The organism is Pseudomonas sp. SDT291_1_S447 (assembly GCF_054070155.1).
Genome location: NZ_JBSVXS010000001.1, coordinates 20,539 through 39,117 on the forward strand (window position 1 = coordinate 20,539; position 18,579 = coordinate 39,117).

Annotated in this window: 17 protein-coding genes; 15 read left to right on the forward strand and 2 right to left on the reverse strand. The window is 60.6% G+C overall.

Annotated elements, in window-relative coordinates; translation table 11 throughout:
* The first annotated feature begins 6 nt into the window (after positions 1–6).
* The 3 genes from ACW9IR_RS00095 to ACW9IR_RS00105 all read left to right on the forward strand — a co-directional run bounded on the left by ACW9IR_RS00095 (position 7) and on the right by ACW9IR_RS00105 (position 3,796).
* Positions 7–1,590, forward strand: coding sequence for a phospholipase D family protein (locus ACW9IR_RS00095; RefSeq protein ID WP_457460990.1), 1,584 nt, complete (start codon positions 7–9; stop codon positions 1,588–1,590).
* 126 nt (positions 1,591–1,716) lie between these two features.
* Positions 1,717–3,072: an MATE family efflux transporter gene (locus ACW9IR_RS00100; protein WP_457460992.1), complete on the forward strand. Its 1,356-nt coding sequence runs from the start codon at positions 1,717–1,719 to the stop codon at positions 3,070–3,072.
* Between the two features lie 61 nt (positions 3,073–3,133).
* Positions 3,134–3,796: a TetR/AcrR family transcriptional regulator gene (locus tag ACW9IR_RS00105; protein ID WP_457460994.1), complete on the forward strand. Its 663-nt coding sequence runs from the start codon at positions 3,134–3,136 to the stop codon at positions 3,794–3,796.
* 14 nt (positions 3,797–3,810) lie between these two features.
* On the opposite strand, the gene ACW9IR_RS00110 is transcribed toward ACW9IR_RS00105, so the two are convergent.
* Both ACW9IR_RS00110 and ACW9IR_RS00115 read right to left on the reverse strand, forming a co-directional pair.
* On the reverse strand, positions 3,811–6,537 hold the full coding sequence (locus ACW9IR_RS00110; RefSeq protein WP_457460996.1) for a glycoside hydrolase family 3 protein: 2,727 nt from the start codon (positions 6,535–6,537) through the stop codon (positions 3,811–3,813).
* The gene (locus ACW9IR_RS00115; protein WP_180988089.1) at positions 6,534–6,776 is read right to left on the reverse strand and encodes a hypothetical protein; all 243 of its coding nucleotides are present in this window, start codon (positions 6,774–6,776) and stop codon (positions 6,534–6,536) included. Before ACW9IR_RS00115 ends, ACW9IR_RS00110 begins: the two co-directional genes overlap by 4 nt.
* A gap of 561 nt (positions 6,777–7,337) precedes the next feature.
* Between ACW9IR_RS00115 and gspE the strand changes: the two genes are divergently transcribed.
* From gspE to ACW9IR_RS00175, 12 genes are all read left to right on the forward strand, one after another.
* Positions 7,338–9,032, forward strand: a complete 1,695-nt coding sequence (gene gspE / locus ACW9IR_RS00120) for a type II secretion system ATPase GspE (RefSeq protein WP_457460998.1) — start codon at positions 7,338–7,340, stop codon at positions 9,030–9,032.
* A gap of 1 nt (position 9,033) precedes the next feature.
* The gene (gene gspF / locus ACW9IR_RS00125; protein WP_457461000.1) at positions 9,034–10,236 is read left to right on the forward strand and encodes a type II secretion system inner membrane protein GspF; all 1,203 of its coding nucleotides are present in this window, start codon (positions 9,034–9,036) and stop codon (positions 10,234–10,236) included.
* 9 nt (positions 10,237–10,245) lie between these two features.
* Positions 10,246–10,671: a type II secretion system major pseudopilin GspG gene (gene gspG, locus ACW9IR_RS00130; RefSeq protein WP_110718299.1), complete on the forward strand. Its 426-nt coding sequence runs from the start codon at positions 10,246–10,248 to the stop codon at positions 10,669–10,671.
* 2 nt (positions 10,672–10,673) lie between these two features.
* Complete coding sequence (locus ACW9IR_RS00135; RefSeq protein WP_457461002.1) at positions 10,674–11,111, forward strand: pilus assembly FimT family protein; 438 nt, start codon at positions 10,674–10,676, stop codon at positions 11,109–11,111.
* Positions 11,108–11,476 (forward strand): type II secretion system protein, encoded by a 369-nt coding sequence (locus tag ACW9IR_RS00140; protein WP_457461004.1) that lies wholly within the window; start codon positions 11,108–11,110, stop codon positions 11,474–11,476. Before ACW9IR_RS00135 ends, ACW9IR_RS00140 begins: the two co-directional genes overlap by 4 nt.
* The gene (locus ACW9IR_RS00145; RefSeq protein WP_457461006.1) at positions 11,473–12,081 is read left to right on the forward strand and encodes a prepilin-type N-terminal cleavage/methylation domain-containing protein; all 609 of its coding nucleotides are present in this window, start codon (positions 11,473–11,475) and stop codon (positions 12,079–12,081) included. Before ACW9IR_RS00140 ends, ACW9IR_RS00145 begins: the two co-directional genes overlap by 4 nt.
* Positions 12,078–12,800: a type II secretion system minor pseudopilin GspK gene (locus ACW9IR_RS00150; protein WP_457461008.1), complete on the forward strand. Its 723-nt coding sequence runs from the start codon at positions 12,078–12,080 to the stop codon at positions 12,798–12,800. The genes ACW9IR_RS00145 and ACW9IR_RS00150 overlap by 4 nt, the downstream gene beginning before the upstream one ends.
* Positions 12,797–13,840: a type II secretion system protein GspL gene (locus ACW9IR_RS00155; RefSeq protein WP_457461010.1), complete on the forward strand. Its 1,044-nt coding sequence runs from the start codon at positions 12,797–12,799 to the stop codon at positions 13,838–13,840. Before ACW9IR_RS00150 ends, ACW9IR_RS00155 begins: the two co-directional genes overlap by 4 nt.
* A complete protein-coding gene (gene gspM / locus ACW9IR_RS00160; protein WP_457461012.1) occupies positions 13,830–14,441 on the forward strand; it encodes a type II secretion system protein GspM in 612 nt (203 codons plus the stop codon). Before ACW9IR_RS00155 ends, gspM begins: the two co-directional genes overlap by 11 nt.
* The gene (locus ACW9IR_RS00165; RefSeq protein WP_457461014.1) at positions 14,438–14,953 is read left to right on the forward strand and encodes a hypothetical protein; all 516 of its coding nucleotides are present in this window, start codon (positions 14,438–14,440) and stop codon (positions 14,951–14,953) included. Before gspM ends, ACW9IR_RS00165 begins: the two co-directional genes overlap by 4 nt.
* On the forward strand, positions 14,950–17,202 hold the full coding sequence (gene gspD, locus ACW9IR_RS00170; protein ID WP_457461016.1) for a type II secretion system secretin GspD: 2,253 nt from the start codon (positions 14,950–14,952) through the stop codon (positions 17,200–17,202). The genes ACW9IR_RS00165 and gspD overlap by 4 nt, the downstream gene beginning before the upstream one ends.
* 218 nt (positions 17,203–17,420) lie before the next feature.
* Complete coding sequence (locus tag ACW9IR_RS00175; RefSeq protein WP_095118978.1) at positions 17,421–18,578, forward strand: response regulator; 1,158 nt, start codon at positions 17,421–17,423, stop codon at positions 18,576–18,578.
* Position 18,579 lies beyond the last annotated feature (1 nt).

The following is an 18,579-nucleotide window of genomic DNA, read 5'->3' on the forward strand; positions in this document are numbered from 1 at the left end:
CGCTCCGTGAAAATCCGACAGCCGCTGTTTATTTTTCTGTTGCTTGCCTTGCTCTTTACCGGTTGTACGACCGTCAATGTTCCTCACGAGCCCAGTCAGGCCTTGCCAGCGAGCGGTTCAGCGTTCGGTCGTTCTATCCAGGCCCAGGCCGCTCCTTATCAGGGCCGATCGGGCTTTCGTTTGTTATCCGAGAGTGCCGAGGCGTTCTCGGCCCGCGCCGAGCTGATTCGCAACGCGCAAAGCAGCCTCGACTTGCAGTACTACATCGTTCACGACGGCATCAGCACGCGAATACTGGTGAGCGAACTGCTGGACGCCGCCGACCGTGGCGTGCGCGTGAGGATTTTGCTGGATGACACCACTAGCGATGACCTCGACCGGATTATCGCGACGCTGGCTGCGCATCCGCGGATTCAAGTCCGCGTATTCAACCCGCTGCACCTGGGCCGCAGCACCGTTGTGACGCGGACGATGGGCCGGCTGTTCGACCTGTCGCAGCAACATCGACGCATGCACAACAAACTGTGGGTGGTGGACAACTGCGTGGCAATTGTCGGTGGGCGCAATTTGGGCGACGAGTATTTTGATGCGCAGCCCGACAAGAACTTCAGAGACATCGACATGCTCAGTGTTGGTCCGGTTGCGGAGCATCTGGGGCACAGTTTTGACCAGTATTGGAACAGTGCGCTGAGCAAGCCCATCGAGCAGTTTCTCTCGATCAAACCGTCGCTCACGGACCTGAAAAACAGCCGCACCCGGCTGGATGAATCCCTGGAGGAAACGCGCAAGCAGAATCATGCGCTTTACCAGCAACTGATGACCTACACCACGCACCCACGCCTGCATGTCTGGCGTCAGGAGTTGATCTGGGCCTGGAGCAAAGCGCTGTGGGATGCACCGAGCAAGGTCTTGGCGAAAGGCGAACCCGCCCCGAACTTGCTGTTGGCCACCCAGTTGGCGCCTGAACTCAACGGGGTCAGCAAGGAGCTGATCATGGTGTCAGCCTACATGGTGCCCGGTCAGCCGGGGGTGGTGTACTTGACCGAGCGTGCCGACGCCGGCGTGTCGATCAGCTTGCTGACCAACTCACTGGAGGCCACTGATGTGCCCGCCGCACACGGTGCGTACGCCCCGTATCGGCAAACCTTGCTGGAGCATGGCGTGCAGTTGTTCGAGCTACGGCGCCAATCCGGCGACAATGGTGACAGCGACGACAGAGGCGGTGGGCCGCGCCTGTTTCACAGCGGATCTTCCAACAGTTCCGACTCCAGCCTGCACAGCAAGGCGATGATTTTCGACCAGCAGAAAGCATTCCTCGGCTCGTTCAATTTCGACTCGCGCTCACTCTTGTGGAACACCGAAGTCGGGGTGCTGGTCGATGATCCGCAACTCGCCGGACGGGTGCGTGAGCTGGCCCTGGAAGGTATGGCCCCGGCGTTCAGTTACCACACCGTGCTGGAAGAGAATCAAATGGTCTGGGTCACCGAGGATGACGGCAAGCGGCATACGTTGACCAAGGAACCGGGGAGTTGGTGGCGGCACTTCAATGCGTGGCTGAGCAGTACGATCGGGCTGGAGCGGATGTTATAGAGGTGTCAGCGAGTGACCCGGGGCAACCTGCACTTCATCTGTCGGCGGGACATCTTCTGGCATACGCCGACTACCCTCCGTATCATCCGGGCCACCGCGCCCCACCTGGAACATTCGAACATCAACATGACCACTTACCATGCCAGGTTCACGGAGGGGCCCGTCGGCAGACATGTGTTGAGTATGGCAGGCACCAGCGCACTGGGTTTGCTTGCGGTTTTCCTTGTCGACATCCTGACGCTGATGTACGTGTCGATGCTCGACGACCAAAGCTTGCTGGCGGCCGTCGGGCTGGGCAAGACCTTGATGTTCATCAACAGCGCTTTTTCCTCCGGACTGGTGATCGGTGCCGGCGCATTGCTTTCCGAGCGTATCGGTCGGCATGCGTCCAGGGCGCTGAGCCGACTCACCAGCCATATGCTGATCATGGCATTGGTGTTGGCGGGCATGATCGTGCTGCTGGAGGCTCTGTTCGCGCAGTCACTGGCACGCTGGCTCGGCGGGGATCTGGCGGTTTACCAGAATGCACGGCTATACCTGTGGACGGTGGTGCCGTCCAGCATTCTGATCGCCGCGACACAGATGTGCGTGCAAATGCTTCGCGCCCAGGGGCAGGTCAAGCGGGCGCTCGTCGTGTTGCTGACGGGGGCGGGGACGTTGGCGGTGGCCGATCCGTTGTTCATTTTCGGCTTTGACATGGGGCTTGAAGGTGCCGCTGTGTCCTGCCTTGTCTCTGCGACAGCGGCGCTCATTCTCGGACTGGTGTGGGTCAAGCGTCACATCGGTATGTCGATGCAGATCCATTTACGGTTATTGGCGCTGCACACCGGGCGCACCTTGCGTGTGGCACTTCCGGCGATGCTCGGCAATCTGGCGATGCCCGTGGGCATTACCTACCTGATGGTAGTAATGGCGGGCGTGGGTTCGTCGGCGCTGGCCGGGATGGCAGTAGTCGATCGCATCCTGCAGTTTGGCTACTGTGTTTTTTTCGCTTTGCCGGGCGCACTGGTGCCGGTGATTGCGCAGAACCTGGGGGCGGGGCGCGATGACCGGGTCAAGGCGATTGTGGTCTTTACCCGCCGCTGCGTCGTCCTTTATGGTATGGCGCTGTGGCTTTGCCTGGCATTGGCGGGGCCGTGGATCGCCGACCATTTTCATCTGGTGGACGCGGGGCGTGCGCTGTTCATGGCGTTCTGTCAGGTCGGCGCCGGGTTGTGGATTGTGTTTGGTCTGGATTTCGTCGCACAGTCGATGTTCCTGACAATGAATCGCGCCTGGTGGGTGCCGGTGTTCGGCTGGGTTCGCGGCACTCTGGGAACACTGCCGTTCGTGTACGTCGGCGTCCGCTTTTTTGGCGGCAGCGGCGCCGTGATCGGCATGTGGACAGGCAATGCACTGGTGGCCCTCGCCGCGATCGTCACCGCGTCGGTTGTCTCGCGACGCTTCTTTGCCCGACGCGAGCAGGCGTTGCATCAGCACTGAACGAGCACATTCGCCGCCGTCGGGCAGGCCCTGACGGCGGGCACACTTTCAACGGAATTTTATGGCAGTCATGGATACTCAAAACGAATCGGCGGATGCGCAGAGCCCCAAGCGTCGACGCGCGCCAAAGGGCGAAATGCGCCGCATGGCGCTGCTCGATGCAGCCACCGAAGTCTTTGCGCGGGATGGTTATCTGGGCGCTTCGATGCGTGATGTCGCCGATATCGCCGGTATCACCACGGTCGGCTTGCTCCATCATTTTCCCAACAAGGTAGCGCTGCTGCGAGCGCTGCTTGATCGTCGCGATGAAAGGGTGATCGCCCGGTTCGGTGATCTGGCCACCGCGCCGACGCTGGAAGGGTTTTTGCAGTTTCTGCGCTTGAGCATGAGTTTCAGCGTCGAGGATGCGGGCGAGTGCCAGGCCTCGGTGATGATCAACACCGAAAGTCTGTCGGAAAAACATCCGGCCTTTCCCTGGTACAAGGACAAGTTCGACATGGTTCATGGGCATGCCCAGGCGCACCTGGGGTCATTGCAGGAAGCAGGGGAGATTCGCCAGGACGTGGACGTGAAAGCGCTCGCCCAAGAGATTTTCTCGATGATGGACGGGCTGCAGATTCAATGGCTGAGAGGACGGGCCGAAGTGGACGTGTTGAACGTTTTTGACGGCTATCTGCGCCGTCTGGCCGCCGATCTCAAAACCCAACAAAAGGCTCATCCCTGAGCCTCATGTAACGGTCAGTACGTTTGCGAAGCCGATACTTGCACGGCTTTGCGCAGGGGCACTGGCAGCGGGTTGCTGTCGCGGGTGGTCAATTGCTCCGGGTACAGCGTGATCAGCGTCTGGCTCAGGGCCAGATCCTCTGAGTCGGTGCCGACGCGGATCTTGAACTTACCGGCATCGACGTTCCAACTGGCGGTGTTATCCACGTAGTAAGCCAATGAGCGCGAGTCGAGCGGGATGCTAACAGTCTTGCTCTCGCCAGGCTGCAGGTACACCTTGGTAAAGCCCTTCAGTTCTTTCTCCGGGCGGTCGACTGCCGGGTTCACCGGTTGCACATACAGCTGCGCCACTTCGAAACCGGCCTTGTCGCCCTTGTTGGTCACGGTGAACTTCACGTCAACCGTGGCGCCCGGCGTCATCACGTTGCTGGACAACTTCAGATCGCTGTAGCCGAACGTGGTGTAGGACAGACCGTAACCGAACGGGTAGAGCGGCTTGCTGTGTTTCTTGTCGTAGCCGCGATAGCCCAGGTACAGGCCTTCGCTGTAGGTCAGCTCGGTCAGGGCATTGTCGCCGCGATAAGCGGCCGGATCCGGGTAGGACGCGTAGCTCGGGTTATCCTCGATCTTCTTGTCGATGGTCACCGGCAGTTTGCCCGACGGGTTGACCTTGCCGTAGAGGATCTCGGCCAGGGCCTGGCCACCTTGCTGACCCGGGAACCAGGCTTGCAGGGTCGCGCCGACTTTCTTCGCCCATGGCTGCATATCCGCGACACCGCCACCGTGCATCACGACGATGGTGTTGGGGTTGGCCTTGGCCACGTGCTTGATCAGTTCCGCCTGTTGATCCGGCAGTTCATAACCGTGGTCGGAGCCTTCGCCTTCGTTCTCATAGTTGGTGCCCGCAGCCACCACAACGGCATCGTACTTCGACAAGTCCTGTGGTGGACGCAGCGACGCCCAGCTCATTTGCACGCCGGCAAGCCCGCCCAGTGCCGGGGTGAAGTTGCCCTGCACGCGCTGGTATTCGAGCTTGACGGTGTATGGCTTGCCAGCGACCAGGTTGGCGGTCTTGCCCGAGGTCGTCAGTGCATTGACCACGTCGGCGGAGTACGGAACGCCATCGCTCTGCACCACGAGCTCATCGTTGACCCACAGCTTGTATGGACCGTCCGCGCGAATCTTGAAGACCTGTGGACCGGAAATCAGCGGCTTGATCTTCGCGGTGAAGCGCGCCGAGAAGTTGCCGGCGCTCGGACTGAAACCCGAAACCGTGGTGGTGCCGGTATTGGTTTCGTTGGTGCTGGTGGTCCAGTTGAAATTCACGCCTGGCTCGACACGGGTCTGCGCCGGGGTGCCGGAAAAACTGGTGTTGGCGAAGTACTCGGCCTTGACCCCGGAGTTGCTGATGTCGCTGTTGCCGGTAGACGGCTGATACCACACAGAGCTCTTCGGATTCAGACTCATCTCGGACAGATACGTGACGTTCGAGCTGCTCGATGCCAGTTGCTGCAGACCGCTCAGTTCAGTCACGTAGCTGTTCGGCGGCGAGTTGGCGGTACCGAACGGCGAGGCCGGCGCCTGGTTGGCCCAATCACCGATAACGGCGATTTTGGCGGTTTTCGCCAGCGGCAGCAGTGGTGTACCGGCGCTGGTTTTCTCGTTGCGCAGCAGGACGATCGCCTCACGCGCGGTGTTCAACGCAGCGCGTGCACCGTACTCGGGATGGTCGAGGGTCTTGGCGGTGTTGAGGTTTTCCTGGAAGTCGTAGCTGACCACGGCACGCAGGTTGCGTTTGACCTTGTCGTCGATGACGTTCTGGGTCAGTTGCCCGCTCCAGACGTACGGCATCAGGTTGGCTTCGGTGAATTGCAGGCCCGACGGCATGTCGATGTCGGTGCCTGCCCACGCGCCTTTGAACGCATTGTGAATGGCGTTGAAATCGCTGATCACGGTGCCCTGATAGCCCCATTCACCCTTGAGCACCTCGGTGATCAGGTGATGGTTTTCGCAGGCGTAGTCGCCGTTGACCTTGTTGAATCCGCACATGATCGAGGCGACGTTGGCGTTCTTGACCATCGACTCGAAGCCCGGCAGGTACATCTCGCGCAGGGTACGTTCGTCGGCGACGATGTTCACCGCCTGACGGTTGGCTTCCTGCTCGTTGGCCAAGTAGTGCTTGCCGCTGGCCTGGATGCCTTGGGCCTGGATCGCGTTGACAATCGCCGGCGCGAGTACTGCGCCGAGGAACGGATCCTCGCCACTGACGTACTCCGCCGAGCGACCGTTGTAAGGCGTGCGATAGAGATTCACGCCCGGGGACAACATCTGCTGACCACCGGAGATCTTCGTTTCATAGGCGATTGCCAGGCCGAACTCCTTGGCGCGGTTGATGCTCCAGGTCGCGGCGAGTGCCGACTGCGACGGGTATTGCGCGCCGAAGGTGGCGTTATTGACGTGCACACCCATCGACGAGTCGTACGCCGTGGTGCCCTTGATGCCCCACTTGAGCAGGGAAGGGATCATGTGGCCGTCGTTGACGCGGGTGAAGTTGATCTTCTCGGACAGGTTCATGTTGTCGAGGATCGAACTGACGCGGGCTTCGACTTCATTGCCGGTAGCGGGTGTGACGGCGGCGAGCGCGAGATTGGCCTGGACGATACTGAAGGTCAGCACGCTCAAGCCAAGGGTGTGTTTGAAGGCTGACAAGGCAAAAGTCCTGTTGGCGTTGGTCGGGTTCATGGTTGCTGGACCTGCGCGGGAGCGTCATCGGTTTCCACGGGGGCATCGAGCAGGGTGCCAACGCCGTTTTGCGTGGCAGGGGCGAGGTTGGCGGCGCCGGTCAGTTGGTCGCGTTTGGCCTCGATCTGTTCACGAAGCTGTTGATCCGCGTTACCGCCGTTCGACGAAGAGGAATAATCCGCTGCCATAACGGGCAAACTTTGCGCGCACAAAAGTACTGCGCCCATAACGGGCGACATGATTCGAAGCATCGATCAGTTCTCGATTGGTGAAGGAAGCGTTAATGCACGACTGCAGACTTGTAGTCTTGAAATCGCACATAAGTCCGAAGCATGCACATGAAAGTTCAATACTCGCAAAACTATTTTTCCAGTTTGGAAGTGATGCGAGGAAAAAGCGACGTTCGGAGGTTGTTTTTGATGCTGGCAAATTGATAGGTTTTTACTATCGATTGCGCGGTATTGCGACTGTTCATTGATTTTATGGCGAAAAAAGGCAGCTTAAAGCGTTAAAGCATCTTTTTATTCGATTAATGAGCAACAAAAAACCAAGCCATAAACCTAGTTGTAATTAGGTTTAGTGCTCTGATAAGCTTTCCCGGCAGTCAATTTTCAGCCTGTTGCACACGTCTTTTATGGGTTGAAATATCAGCCGACTAATCCCGTGCAATCTGTCAGCAGCCTTTTTGGCAATGCGCCAATAACAGATAAGTTAATGATCGATCGATTTGACCAAGTGTGTTCAAGAACTTGGCTATTTCTTTCGTTAGTTGCTTGCGCCCAAGAGAAACGTACAGTGTGATGCAACTTCCTTCGCAGTCCGTAATATGCCAATGGTTGGTCGACAATGCCGAGGTCAAGGCTTCCGACGTCAATCGCGCGCGCAAACTGTGCCTGGCTGAAAGCGATAGCGAAGAAGAGGTGCTGCGCAATCTGCTGCGGCTGGGCAGTGTCCGTGATGATCAGGCGGTCGAGGCTTACGCGACGTTGCTTGGCGTCCCTCGTCTGCAACTCGATGAAGCCTCTTGGGACATCGAGCCATTGTTGATCGGCAGCGAGCGTTTCTTGCGTCATCACGGTGTTGTTGCGGTGGCGGCGGATGCGGCAACGGTGACGGTGGTCGCCAGTCCGCCGCTCAGCCAATATGCCCTGGATGCCATGAGCTACTGCGCGAGCAAAAGTGTGTCGTTGCGGCTGGCGACAGCCGCTGATGTCAGCACGCTGATCGAACGTCTCTACGGTCAGGGCCGCAGCGCCATGGACGCGTTGATCGAATCGCTGGACGAAAACGAGGGTGCCGAAGACGACATCGAACACCTCAAGGATCTGGCCTCCGAGGCGCCGGTGATTCGCCTGGTCAACCTGATTCTGCAGTGCGCGGTGGAACAGCGCGCATCGGACATTCACATCGAACCCTTCGAGAGCCAGCTCAAGGTGCGCTATCGCATCGACGGAGTCCTGCATGAAGCCGAAGCGCCGCCGTCGAGTTCATCCGCCGCGATCATCTCGCGTTTGAAAATCATGGCGCGGCTCGACATCGCCGAGCGGCGCCTGCCTCAGGACGGTCGCATCATGTTGCGCATTCAGGGCAAGGAGCTGGATTTGCGCGTGTCGACCGTGCCCACCAGTTTCGGCGAGTCGGTGGTGATGCGCCTGCTTGATCGGCGCACGGTGAGCTTCGATTTCCCCAGCCTTGGCATGGACGGTGAACGCCTGAACAGCTTCCTCGACGTGCTCGAAAGCCCACACGGCATCTTGCTGGTCACCGGTCCCACCGGCTCCGGCAAAACCACCACGCTGTACACCGCGCTGTCCCGGCTCAACACCGCCGAGCGCAAGATCATCACCGTCGAAGATCCGGTCGAGTACCAGCTCGAAGGCATCAACCAGATTCAGGTCAAACCGGCCATTGGCCTGGACTTTGCCAATGCGCTGCGCTCCATCGTGCGTCAGGATCCGGACGTGATCATGATCGGTGAAATGCGCGATCTCGAGACCTGCCGCATCGCCATCCAGAGCTCGTTGACCGGCCACCTTGTGCTCTCGACCCTGCACACCAACAGTGCGGCGGCGAGTATCACCCGGCTGCTGGACATGGGCGTCGAGAGCTACCTGATTGCGTCCACGGTCAAAGGCATTCTGGCCCAGCGTCTGGTACGCCGCCTCGATCCGCAGACACGGATCGCATTCGAAGCACCGCCGCAAATGATCACCGAACACGGGCTGGAGCAGTTCACCGAACAGCGACCGATTTTGCTTTATCGCGCCGATACCACAGCGGCTGGTGGCGGATATCACGGGCGCAGCGCGATCACCGAACTGCTGGTGATGAACGAAGAACTGCGCTCATTGCTGATGCGCCAGGCCGATGCCGCCACCCTTGAACAGGCCGCTCGGCGCGGTGGTTTGCGCACCTTGTACGAAGAAGGTTTGCGTCAGGCGGTGGCCGGCATCACCTCCCTTGACGAGGTGCTGCGCGTGACGCGCGGCGACTGACATGAGCCATTTCAAGTACCGCGCACTGGACGCCGATGGCGTTTCTCGCCAAGGCAGTCTGGAAGCCGCCGATGAAGCGGGCGCCATCACTGCGCTGCAAAAACGCGGCTTGTTGTTACTCAGCCTCGAAGCCTGCGCCGGTGATCGCCTGACGGGTTCTTTACGGCGTGGCGCGACGAATGGCGCCGCGCTGGTCAGCTTCACTCAGCAATTGGCGACATTGTTGGGTGCGGGCCAACCGCTGGAGCGCTCGTTGGGCATTCTGCTCAAGCAGGCCACCGATCTGCGGCGCCGAGCGTTGCTGGAGCGGGTGCGTGAGCAGGTCAAGGCCGGTAAACCGTTGAGCCAGGCACTGGAAGAAGAGCACGGCCAGTTCTCCGGTTTGTACATCAGCATGGTGCGCGCCGGTGAAGCGGGCGGTTCGCTGGAACACACGCTGCGTCAGCTTGCCGATTATCTGGAACGCAGCCAGACATTGCGTGGCGAAGTCATCAATGCGCTGATTTATCCAGCCTTTCTCATCGTCGGCGTACTCGGTTCGCTGGCGCTATTGCTGGCGTATGTGGTGCCGCAATTCGTGCCGATCTTTCGTGATCTCGGCGTGCCGATTCCGCTGATCACCCAGACTATCCTCGTTCTCGGCGAATTCCTCAGCGCCTATGGCCAGCTGGTGCTGGCAACTCTGGTGATGGCGGCGTGGGGCATCGCTGTCGCACGCCGTGATCCGCAACGCCGCCAACGTCATGACCATCGCCTGTTGTTCATCAAGGTCATCGGCCCATTGTTGCAGCGTATCGAGGCCGCTCGGCTGGCGCGCACGCTGGGGACCTTGTTGAGCAATGGCGTGGCGCTGTTGCAAGCAATGATCATCGTCCGCGAGGTCTGCGGCAATCACGCCTTGCGGGCCCAGGTCGAGCAGGCCACCCAGCGGGTCAAGGGCGGCGGCACGCTGGCCCAGGCTTTCGGCGAACAACCGCTGCTGCCGGAACTCGCCCTGCAGATGATCGAGGTCGGCGAACAGGCCGGCAATCTCGACGCCATGCTGCTCAAGGTCGCCGAAGTTTTCGATGTCGAGGCCAAACGCGGCATCGACCGTTTGCTCGCGGCCCTGGTGCCCAGTCTGACCGTGGTCATGGCCGTGCTGGTCGCGGTGATCATGCTCGCCATCATGCTCCCGCTGATGAGCCTAACCAGTAACATTTGAGGAAAAAACATGCCCCGTTCAAACGCTGCCGGCCGCCGTCGGCAAGGCGGTTTCACCCTGCTGGAAATGCTCGCCGTGATCGTCTTGCTCGGCATCGTCGCAACCATCGTCGTGCGTCAGGTTGGCGGTAACGTCGACAAAGGCAAGTACGGCGCCGGCAAGGCGCAATTGTCCAGCCTGAGCATGAAGGTCGAAAGCTACGGCCTCGATGTCGGCAGCCCGCCGGCCAACTTGCAGCAGTTGCTGAGCAAACCGGCCAACGCGGTTGGCTGGGCTGGGCCGTATGCCAAGCCTTCGGATCTCAAGGATCCGTTCGGCCATGCGTTCGGCTATCGCTACCCCGGTGAGCACGGCAGTTTCGATCTGATTTTTTATGGCCAGGACGGTCAGCCCGGTGGGGACGGCTACAAGGCCGACCTCGGCAACTGGCAATAACCGTGCACGCCTTGCAGCGCTCGCGCGGCTTCACCTTGATCGAACTGCTGGTGGTGATCGTCTTGATCGGCGTCAGCATCGGCTTGATCAGCTTCGGCGTAGGCAAGGGCCTGCAATCGGCGAAGGAACGCCAGGCGCTGACGCAATTGGTGCAGTCACTGCGTGCTGCGCGGGTGCAAGCCATCGTCAGCGGCCAACCGGCGCAGACACGTTTCGATCTGCGCAAGGCGCGCTTCAACGGCCCCGACCATAAGCCGCACAGCTTGCCGCAGGACATGCAGGTGCAACTGGTCACCGCCGAAGGACTCGGCGCGGCGTTCGAGTTTTATCCGGATGGCGGCTCCAGCGGCGGGCACCTGTTGTTGTCGCGCAACGACAAGCGTTGGCGGATCGACATCAATTGGCTGACGGGCAGCGTTCAGTTGCGCACGCTCAATTGAACCGCCAGCGCGGTTTCACATTGCTGGAAATGCTTGCAGCCCTTGCTGTGCTGGGGGTGTGCAGCAGCGTTCTGGTCGTGGCGTTCGGCAACGGCGCTCGCGCCTTGCAGCAAGTGCAACGCAGCGATCGTTTGATTCTGGTGGCGCGCTCGCTGATTGACGATGCCAGTGATCGTGCCTTGGTAACCGGGCGCAGCAACGGCGAGTGGAGTGGCGTGCGCTGGCAGATGGATGTCAGCGCTATCCCCGCCGCTAATGGATCGGCCAACGCTTTTCGGCTGGATCTGCAAGTGGACGATGGCGCTCGGCATGCCCGCTACAGCACCGTGCAAGTGCGCAGTGCAGGCAGCGGTGCTGGCCAATGAAGCGTAATCAGCGCGGTTTCACCCTGCTGGAAGTGCTGGTGGTGATCAGTTTGCTCGGCGTCTTGCTGACATTGATCGGCGCAGCGATATCGGGTGCCAACCGGGCCATGACCAAGGCCGAACGCTACAGCAACCGCCTCGATGAAGTGCGCTCGACGCAGAATTTCTTGCGCAGCGCGATCGGCCAGGCCTTGCCATTGGCAGCGGGAAAACCGGGTGAAAGCCAATCGCCGATGTTTCAGGGCGACGCTGACCGCCTGAGGTTTTACGCGCCGCTTCCGGCAACGGTGGGCGGAGGTGTCTATCGGCACCAAGTGAGTCTCGTAGAGGGGCGTTTGCAGGTCAGCCTTCAGCGTTTGCAGGGCGAAACCTTACAGCCAGCGAGAGAACCGCAAGTGCTGTTGCAGCAGGTTAGAGCGCTACACCTGAGCTATCGGGGTGTGTCGCCCGAGGGGAAAACCACTGAGTGGCTGGATCGCTGGCCATGGCCCGGACGGCTGCCGCGCGCGGTGCGCATCGATGCGCAATTGGCCGGCGCAGTTGTATGGCCGAGGCAGGTGGTTCGCCTGCGTCTGGATTTGTCCGGCGAGAACACTGCGCCATGAAGCGTCAGCGCGGCGTCGCGCTGCTTCTGGTGCTGTGGGTGTTGGCACTGCTCGGCACCTTGCTCGCCGGGCTGGTGGGTTGGGTGCATTTGCAGAACCGTCAGGCCCTTTGGCAGCGCCAGCACCTACAGGGGCAACTGGCTGCCGAGGCGGGCATCGCCATGGCGGTGCTGGCCCAACTCGATCACGACCCGCAACGGCGCTGGCTGGCGGACAACCAAGTGCACGTCTTGCGTTTCGAGGATGCCGAACTGGCCGTCAGCCTGCGCAGCGAGCAGGGTCAGGTGGATCTCAACGTTGCACCTGTGGAGTTAATCGCGCGGTTGTTACAGGCATGCGGCGCGCCTCCCGGGGAGGCGCGGCAATTGGCGCAAAGCGTCGAGCGCCGTCGCGCCGATGATCAGGCGCCACTGCGAATGGTCGAGGAACTGCGCGAGCTGCCGGGCATGACCCAGGCGATTTACCAGCGAGCCGCACCCTACGTGACGTTGTGGAGCGGGTTGCCGGCGCCGGATCCGCAATTTGCGACGCCCTGGCTGCAACAGGCATTGAACCTGCCGCGAGCACGTCCGAGCGTCACACCCGCCGGGTCGATCTTCACGGTTAAAAGCCGGGCGACCTTGCCCGGTGGTTACACCACGACGCTTCGCGTCACGTTGTTATTGAATCCATCGAAGGAGGGGGCACGACCTTACCGGGTCTTGCGCTGGCAAGAATGAAGCAATTGATCTCACCGCCTCTGGCTCGGCGATTTGCCCAGGTCAACGGCCATTGGCAAAGCCACTGGCGCGGCAGCCTTGCCCAGCGTTTGTGGCAGGCGTGGTTGCACGAGCTGCGCAACGCACTGCCGGCGCGAATGCAGCGCGGTTTGCTGCCGCACAACCGCGAGCGTCTGTTGACTTGGCCTCTGCCGGAGGCACTGCCTGACGCTGGCGGTGACCGGGTAGTGTTGCTGTTGCCTTATGCGATGGTTCTGGCCCAGCCGCTGGATCTGCCTGTCGCGGCCACGCGCGATTTGCGCAGTGTGGTCGGGTTCGAACTGGACAAGTACACGCCGTTTCCCCGCGAGGACATGCACTTTGTCACCCGCGTGCAAGGCCGTGGAAAAAGCATCGCGCGGGTGCTGCTGGTGGCGATTGTGCGGGAGCGTTTGCAAACCGTGCTTGATCACTGCCACGCCCGCGGCTTGCACGTTCACGCCATCGATTGCCGGGGCAGCAACGGCGAACCCTTGGGCGTCGATCTGCTGCCCGACGAATACAAACAACAGGGCGCCCGTCGTAACCACCTTCCGCGTTATCTGGCAATGAGCTGTGTTGGTCTGTTGCTGGCGTGCATGATGATGTGGCTGGGCGCGCGCTCGGCGCGAATGGAAACGATGCAGGACGCCGTCGATCAACAACGCGAACAAGTGCAGGCGCTGCAAAACCTGCGTCATGAACTGGCCAACACCCAGGGTGCCGCTCGCTATCTGGCGCAACGCAAGACCGCCCGGCCCAGTGTGTCCAGTGTGTTGCTGGACCTCACCGGTTGCCTCGGCGCCGATACCTGGGTCGAGCAACTGGACATCAGCGAAGACGGCGGCGTCTCGATCACCGGTCAGAGCGCCCGGGCCAGTGCCTTGATTGCTCGCGCCAAAGACTGCCGGACCCTGAGCGATGCGCAGTTCCAAGGGATCATTCAGCCCGACGAACAGACGGGCAAGGAGCGTTTTTCATTGCACGCGCAGTTGCGCAAGGAGCCGGCCGATGCGACGTGAATTGACCGCCCGCGAAAGGCGCGGCGCAGCGCTGATCGTGCTGGCACTGGCCGTGTGGGCGGCGTGGTGGCTGCTGGTGCAGAGCTGGTTTCTCGATCCTCTTATGGCGATCGAAAACCAGGCCGACAGCTTGCGCGAACAACAGCAGCGCTACGCCGGCGCACTACAGCAACGCGAAGCTCTGCAACAGCAGTTGCAACAAGCCCGGCGCGACCCGGCCAGCCGCAGCAGCTTGCTGCCCGGCACCGACCCCAGCGCCGTGGCGGCCGACCTGATGCAACGCAGCCTCGATCTGGTCAAGGCACATGCCGATCAGGGGCCCGGGTGTCAGGTCACGCAGCGCATGCCGATCACACCGGAGCAAAACAGCGCCGAGCCGTATCGACAGGTCAAAGTCAGCCTCACTCTCGAATGTGCCATGGAGCCGCTGACCGGGCTGCTGCACGATCTCGAATATGGTCAGCCGTTTCTGTTTGTCGACCATGTGAGCATCCGTCGTCAAACCTCCGCGCCAGCCAGCGGAGGTGCAGGGCGCTTGCAGGTGAATCTGCTATTGCGCGGTTATCTGCAAGCGGCCAACGGTAAGGAGCCCGGAGCATGAGGTTCAGTCGTATGGATCTGCTCCTGCTCACCATCGCCGCGGCGCTGGGCGCAGTTTTTGTGGTGCTGTTACTTGGCGCGGGACGAGCTGAACAGTGGCTGCCTGCCGGTCAACCACGTGATCTGCCGGCCAGTGCCGCGCCAAAGCCGCTGCCGACATTGACCGCGCAAGACTTGAACCTGAGCTGGCAGCAATCGATTTTCAGTCCCGAGCGCAAACCCGACCTCGTCAGTGGTAAAGGCGAGACGGCCGCGCTGCAAGGCGTTGCGCTGACCGGTGTGGTCATCAATGGCCAGGCGCAGTGGGCGCTGCTACGCCTGGCCAACAAACGCACACTCAAGCTCGCAGTCGGCAAAGCGCTGGATAACGGCTGGACCCTGACTGCGCTCAGCCCACTGCAAGCCACTTTCATGTACCAGGGCCAGACCCGCCAGCTGAGCCTGCCCGTGCTACGTCTTCCGCCGCCATCAACGGCGCCTCTTATCACTCTTCCCAACGTACCGAGACCATGAACAATTGCTTCCCTGAAATCCTTCGTTTGCGCAGCCCGTTGATTTGCCTGGCCACCGCCGTGGCCTTGGCTGGCTGCGCGTCCACGCCGTCGTCGACGCAAAATGACCCGGCCCTGATGCAGGAAGCACTCAACGGTACCGGCTCGCAACGCGCGCCAGTGGTGGATGCGCCCGCCGATTCGCCAAGCGCGTCAGCGTCCGATAACGCCACACCGGCGCGTCGGCAGATCATTCGCGGCAGCCAGAACTTCGTGCGTCCGGCGGCACCTGCTGCCGGCGCGAAGGCCGGCGCCGAGCCAGGCGGGGACATCGTCTTCAACTTCACCGACCAGCCAATCGACGCGGTGATCAACAGCGTCATGGGCGACTTGCTGCACGAAAATTACAGCATCGCTCAAGGCGTCAAAGGCAATGTGAGCTTTTCCACTTCGAAACCGGTGAACAAGCAGCAAGCCTTGTCGATTCTGGAAACCCTGCTGTCCTGGACAGAAAACGCGATGATCCGCCAGGGCGACCGCTACGTCATCCTGCCGTCGAATCAGGCGGTCGCGGGCAAACTGGTACCGGAAATGCCGGTCGCCCGGCCTTCCACCGGCCTCACCGCGCGACTGTTTCCGCTGCGCTTTATCTCCGCCACGGAAATGCAGAAGCTGCTCAAACCGTTTGCCCGGGAGAACGCATTCCTGCTGGTGGATCCGGCGCGCAACGTGCTGAGTCTGGCCGGCACCCCGGATGAGTTGGCCAACTATCAGGACACCATCGATACCTTCGACGTCGACTGGCTCAAGGGCATGTCCATCGGCGTCTACGGTCTGCAACGGGCGTCGGTGGCCGAATTGATGCCGCAACTGCAAAAGCTGTTCGGGCCTGACAGCGGCATTCCGTTGGCGAGCATGGTCAAGTTCATGCCCAACGAGCGCACCAACTCCATCGTCGCCATCTCGTCGCAACCGGCGTATCTGCAGGAAGTCGGCGACTGGATCGCGACCATTGACGAGGGTGGCGGCAACGAACCGCAGATGTACGTCTACGACGTGCGCAATATGAAAGCCGCGGATCTGGCCAAGTACTTGCGCCAGATCTACGGCAACGGCGCGATCAAGGAAGACGCTGCCGCCAAGGTCGCGCCGGGTTTGCGCACCGCCTCACTGTCGTCGCTCAATGGCAGCGGTAATGGGCTTTCCGGCACGACGTCGCAAGCATCTGCCGGTCTGGGCGCAGAAAACAATCGTGCGCAATCGAGCGGTGAAGAGGAGGAGGCCGAGGACGATTCGTCCGGCGGCGAACTGGGCGAAAGCGAAAGCGCCGACACTGCAGAGTCCGGCGGTCAAGCGGCGGAGCAGAGTCTGCAACAAAGCGTGCGCATCACCGCGCAGAAGAGCACCAACCAGTTGCTGGTACGCACGCGTCCGGCGCAGTGGAAAGAGATCGAGTCGGCTATCAAACGGTTGGACAACCTGCCCATGCAAGTGCAGATCGAGACGCGAATCCTTGAGGTCAAACTGACCGGCGAACTGGATCTCGGTGTGCAGTGGTATTTGGGCAACCTGGCCGGCAATTCATCGAGCACAACCGTCGCCAACACCAGCGGCAACCAAGGCGCGCTTGGCGCTGGCGGGGCGGGGCTCGGTGCAGCGGATTCGCTGTTCTATTCCTTCGTCAGCAATAACCTGCAAGTGGCACTGCATGCACTCGAAACCAACGGTCGCACGCAGGTGTTGTCGGCGCCGTCGCTGGTGGTGATGAACAACCAGCAAGCGCAGATTCAGGTCGGTGACAATATTCCCATCAGCCAGACGACCGTCAATACGAGCAATTCCGACACGACCTTGAGCAGCGTGGAGTATGTGCAGACGGGGGTGATCCTTGATGTGGTTCCGCGAATCAATCCGGGTGGCCTGGTGTACATGGACATCCAGCAACAGGTAAGCGATGCCGATACCAGCGGAGTTACCACCGCTCAACCCAATCCGCGCATCTCGACCCGTTCGGTCTCCACGCAAATCGCTGTGCAGAGCGGGCAGACGGTGCTGCTCGGCGGGTTGATCAAGCAGGACAATGCGGAGTCCACCTCCAGCGTGCCGGGTCTGTCGAAAATTCCTGGTCTGAAATGGCTGTTCGGCAATACGTCAAAGTCGCGCGATAGAACCGAGTTGATTGTCCTGATCACCCCACGGGTCGTGACCAGTGCGAGTCAAGCGCGGCAGGTTACGGATGACTATCGCCAGCAGATGCAATTGCTCAAGTGACAAGTAATGGCGGAGCAGACGGCAGTCTGACCACCCATAGTGACGGTCGATGCTAGACCGTCGCTCTTCGGCCAGTGGCAGGCATTCGATTGAGTGCCTCTTCGAACCCATCTGCAGATATCCACCTAGCGATTGCAGCTTTTCTAGCTACGCTTGCCAGCAAGAGATTGGTGCAAGTACGCCGACTCCTTAATTGCCTGGCAAGGGAGCCAACAACCATGGATAGCACTCACGGCGTTTATCCATCAGCGACTGTTCTGGTGGTCGACGATACCCCTGATAACCTGATGCTCATCGCCGAGTTGCTCAAGGACAAATATCGGGTCAAAGCCGCCAACAGCGGCGAAAAAGCCCTGCGCCTTCTTCAGGCCGACCCGCTCCCCGATCTGATCCTGCTGGACATCATGATGCCCGGCCTGTCCGGTTATGACGTTGCCGAACAGCTCAAGCTTGACGCTCGCATTCGCCATATTCCGATCATTTTCCTGACCTCGATGACCGCTACGGAGGACGAGATTCGCGGCTTGAGCCTCGGTGCTGCGGATTACATCACCAAGCCGATCATCCCGCCGGTGCTCATGGCCAGGGTCGAGACTCAGATCAAGCTCAAGGCCGTTGCCGATTTCCTGCGCAATCAGAACGATTTTCTGGAGCAGGAAGTGCAACGGCGTACCCGCGAGGTGATCGCCATCCAGGATGTCACGATCCACGCCATGGCCTCGCTGGCCGAAACCCGTGACAACGAAACCGGCAACCACATTCGCCGCACCCAGCACTACATCAAACGCCTGGCTGAACTGTTGCGCAATCACCCGCGCTTCCGCGACTTCCTCGACGAGGACACGATCAAGCTGCTCTTCAAATCGGCACCGCTGCACGATATTGGCAAGATTGGCATTCCCGATCGCATCCTGCTCAAACCGGGACGACTCACCGCCGAAGAGTTCGAAATCATGAAGACCCACACCACCTTGGGGCGCGACGCCATCCAGCACGCCGAGGATCAGTTGGGAATAAATGTCGACTTCCTTCATCTGGCCAAGGAAATTGCCTACGGCCATCAAGAAAAATGGGATGGCAGTGGCTATCCGCAAGGCGTGGCCACCGATGACATCCCGATCAGCGCCCGCTTGATGGCTGTGGCGGATGTCTACGATGCGCTGATCAGTCGTCGCGTGTACAAGCCCGGCATGCCCCACGAGCAAGCGGTGAAAATCATCCGTGAAGGCCGGGGTTCGCATTTTGATCCGGACATCTGTGACGCGTTTCTGGCCAATGCCGAGCAGTTCCGCGAAATTGCTGAGCGCTTCGCCGACAGCGACCAGGACATGGCCAGGCAGGTAGCTCTGCTTGAGCAGATTGCCGACCGTCCCTGAA

Bases quoted from the DNA above. Each gene is read 5' to 3' on its own strand.
- gspD (WP_457461016.1), top strand. From the start codon at position 14,950: ATGAACAATTGCTTCCCTGAAATCCTTCGTTTGCGCAGCCCGTTGATT.
- ACW9IR_RS00165 (WP_457461014.1), top strand. From the start codon at position 14,438: ATGAGGTTCAGTCGTATGGATCTGCTCCTGCTCACCATCGCCGCGGCG.
- ACW9IR_RS00105 (WP_457460994.1), top strand. From the start codon at position 3,134: ATGGCAGTCATGGATACTCAAAACGAATCGGCGGATGCGCAGAGCCCC.
- ACW9IR_RS00145 (WP_457461006.1), top strand. From the start codon at position 11,473: ATGAAGCGTAATCAGCGCGGTTTCACCCTGCTGGAAGTGCTGGTGGTG.
- ACW9IR_RS00115 (WP_180988089.1), bottom strand. From the start codon at position 6,776: ATGTCGCCCGTTATGGGCGCAGTACTTTTGTGCGCGCAAAGTTTGCCC.
- ACW9IR_RS00150 (WP_457461008.1), top strand. From the start codon at position 12,078: ATGAAGCGTCAGCGCGGCGTCGCGCTGCTTCTGGTGCTGTGGGTGTTG.
- gspE (WP_457460998.1), top strand. From the start codon at position 7,338: ATGCAACTTCCTTCGCAGTCCGTAATATGCCAATGGTTGGTCGACAAT.
- gspG (WP_110718299.1), top strand. From the start codon at position 10,246: ATGCCCCGTTCAAACGCTGCCGGCCGCCGTCGGCAAGGCGGTTTCACC.
- ACW9IR_RS00155 (WP_457461010.1), top strand. From the start codon at position 12,797: ATGAAGCAATTGATCTCACCGCCTCTGGCTCGGCGATTTGCCCAGGTC.
- ACW9IR_RS00110 (WP_457460996.1), bottom strand. From the start codon at position 6,537: ATGAACCCGACCAACGCCAACAGGACTTTTGCCTTGTCAGCCTTCAAA.
- ACW9IR_RS00175 (WP_095118978.1), top strand. From the start codon at position 17,421: ATGGATAGCACTCACGGCGTTTATCCATCAGCGACTGTTCTGGTGGTC.
- gspM (WP_457461012.1), top strand. From the start codon at position 13,830: ATGCGACGTGAATTGACCGCCCGCGAAAGGCGCGGCGCAGCGCTGATC.
- ACW9IR_RS00100 (WP_457460992.1), top strand. From the start codon at position 1,717: ATGACCACTTACCATGCCAGGTTCACGGAGGGGCCCGTCGGCAGACAT.
- gspF (WP_457461000.1), top strand. From the start codon at position 9,034: ATGAGCCATTTCAAGTACCGCGCACTGGACGCCGATGGCGTTTCTCGC.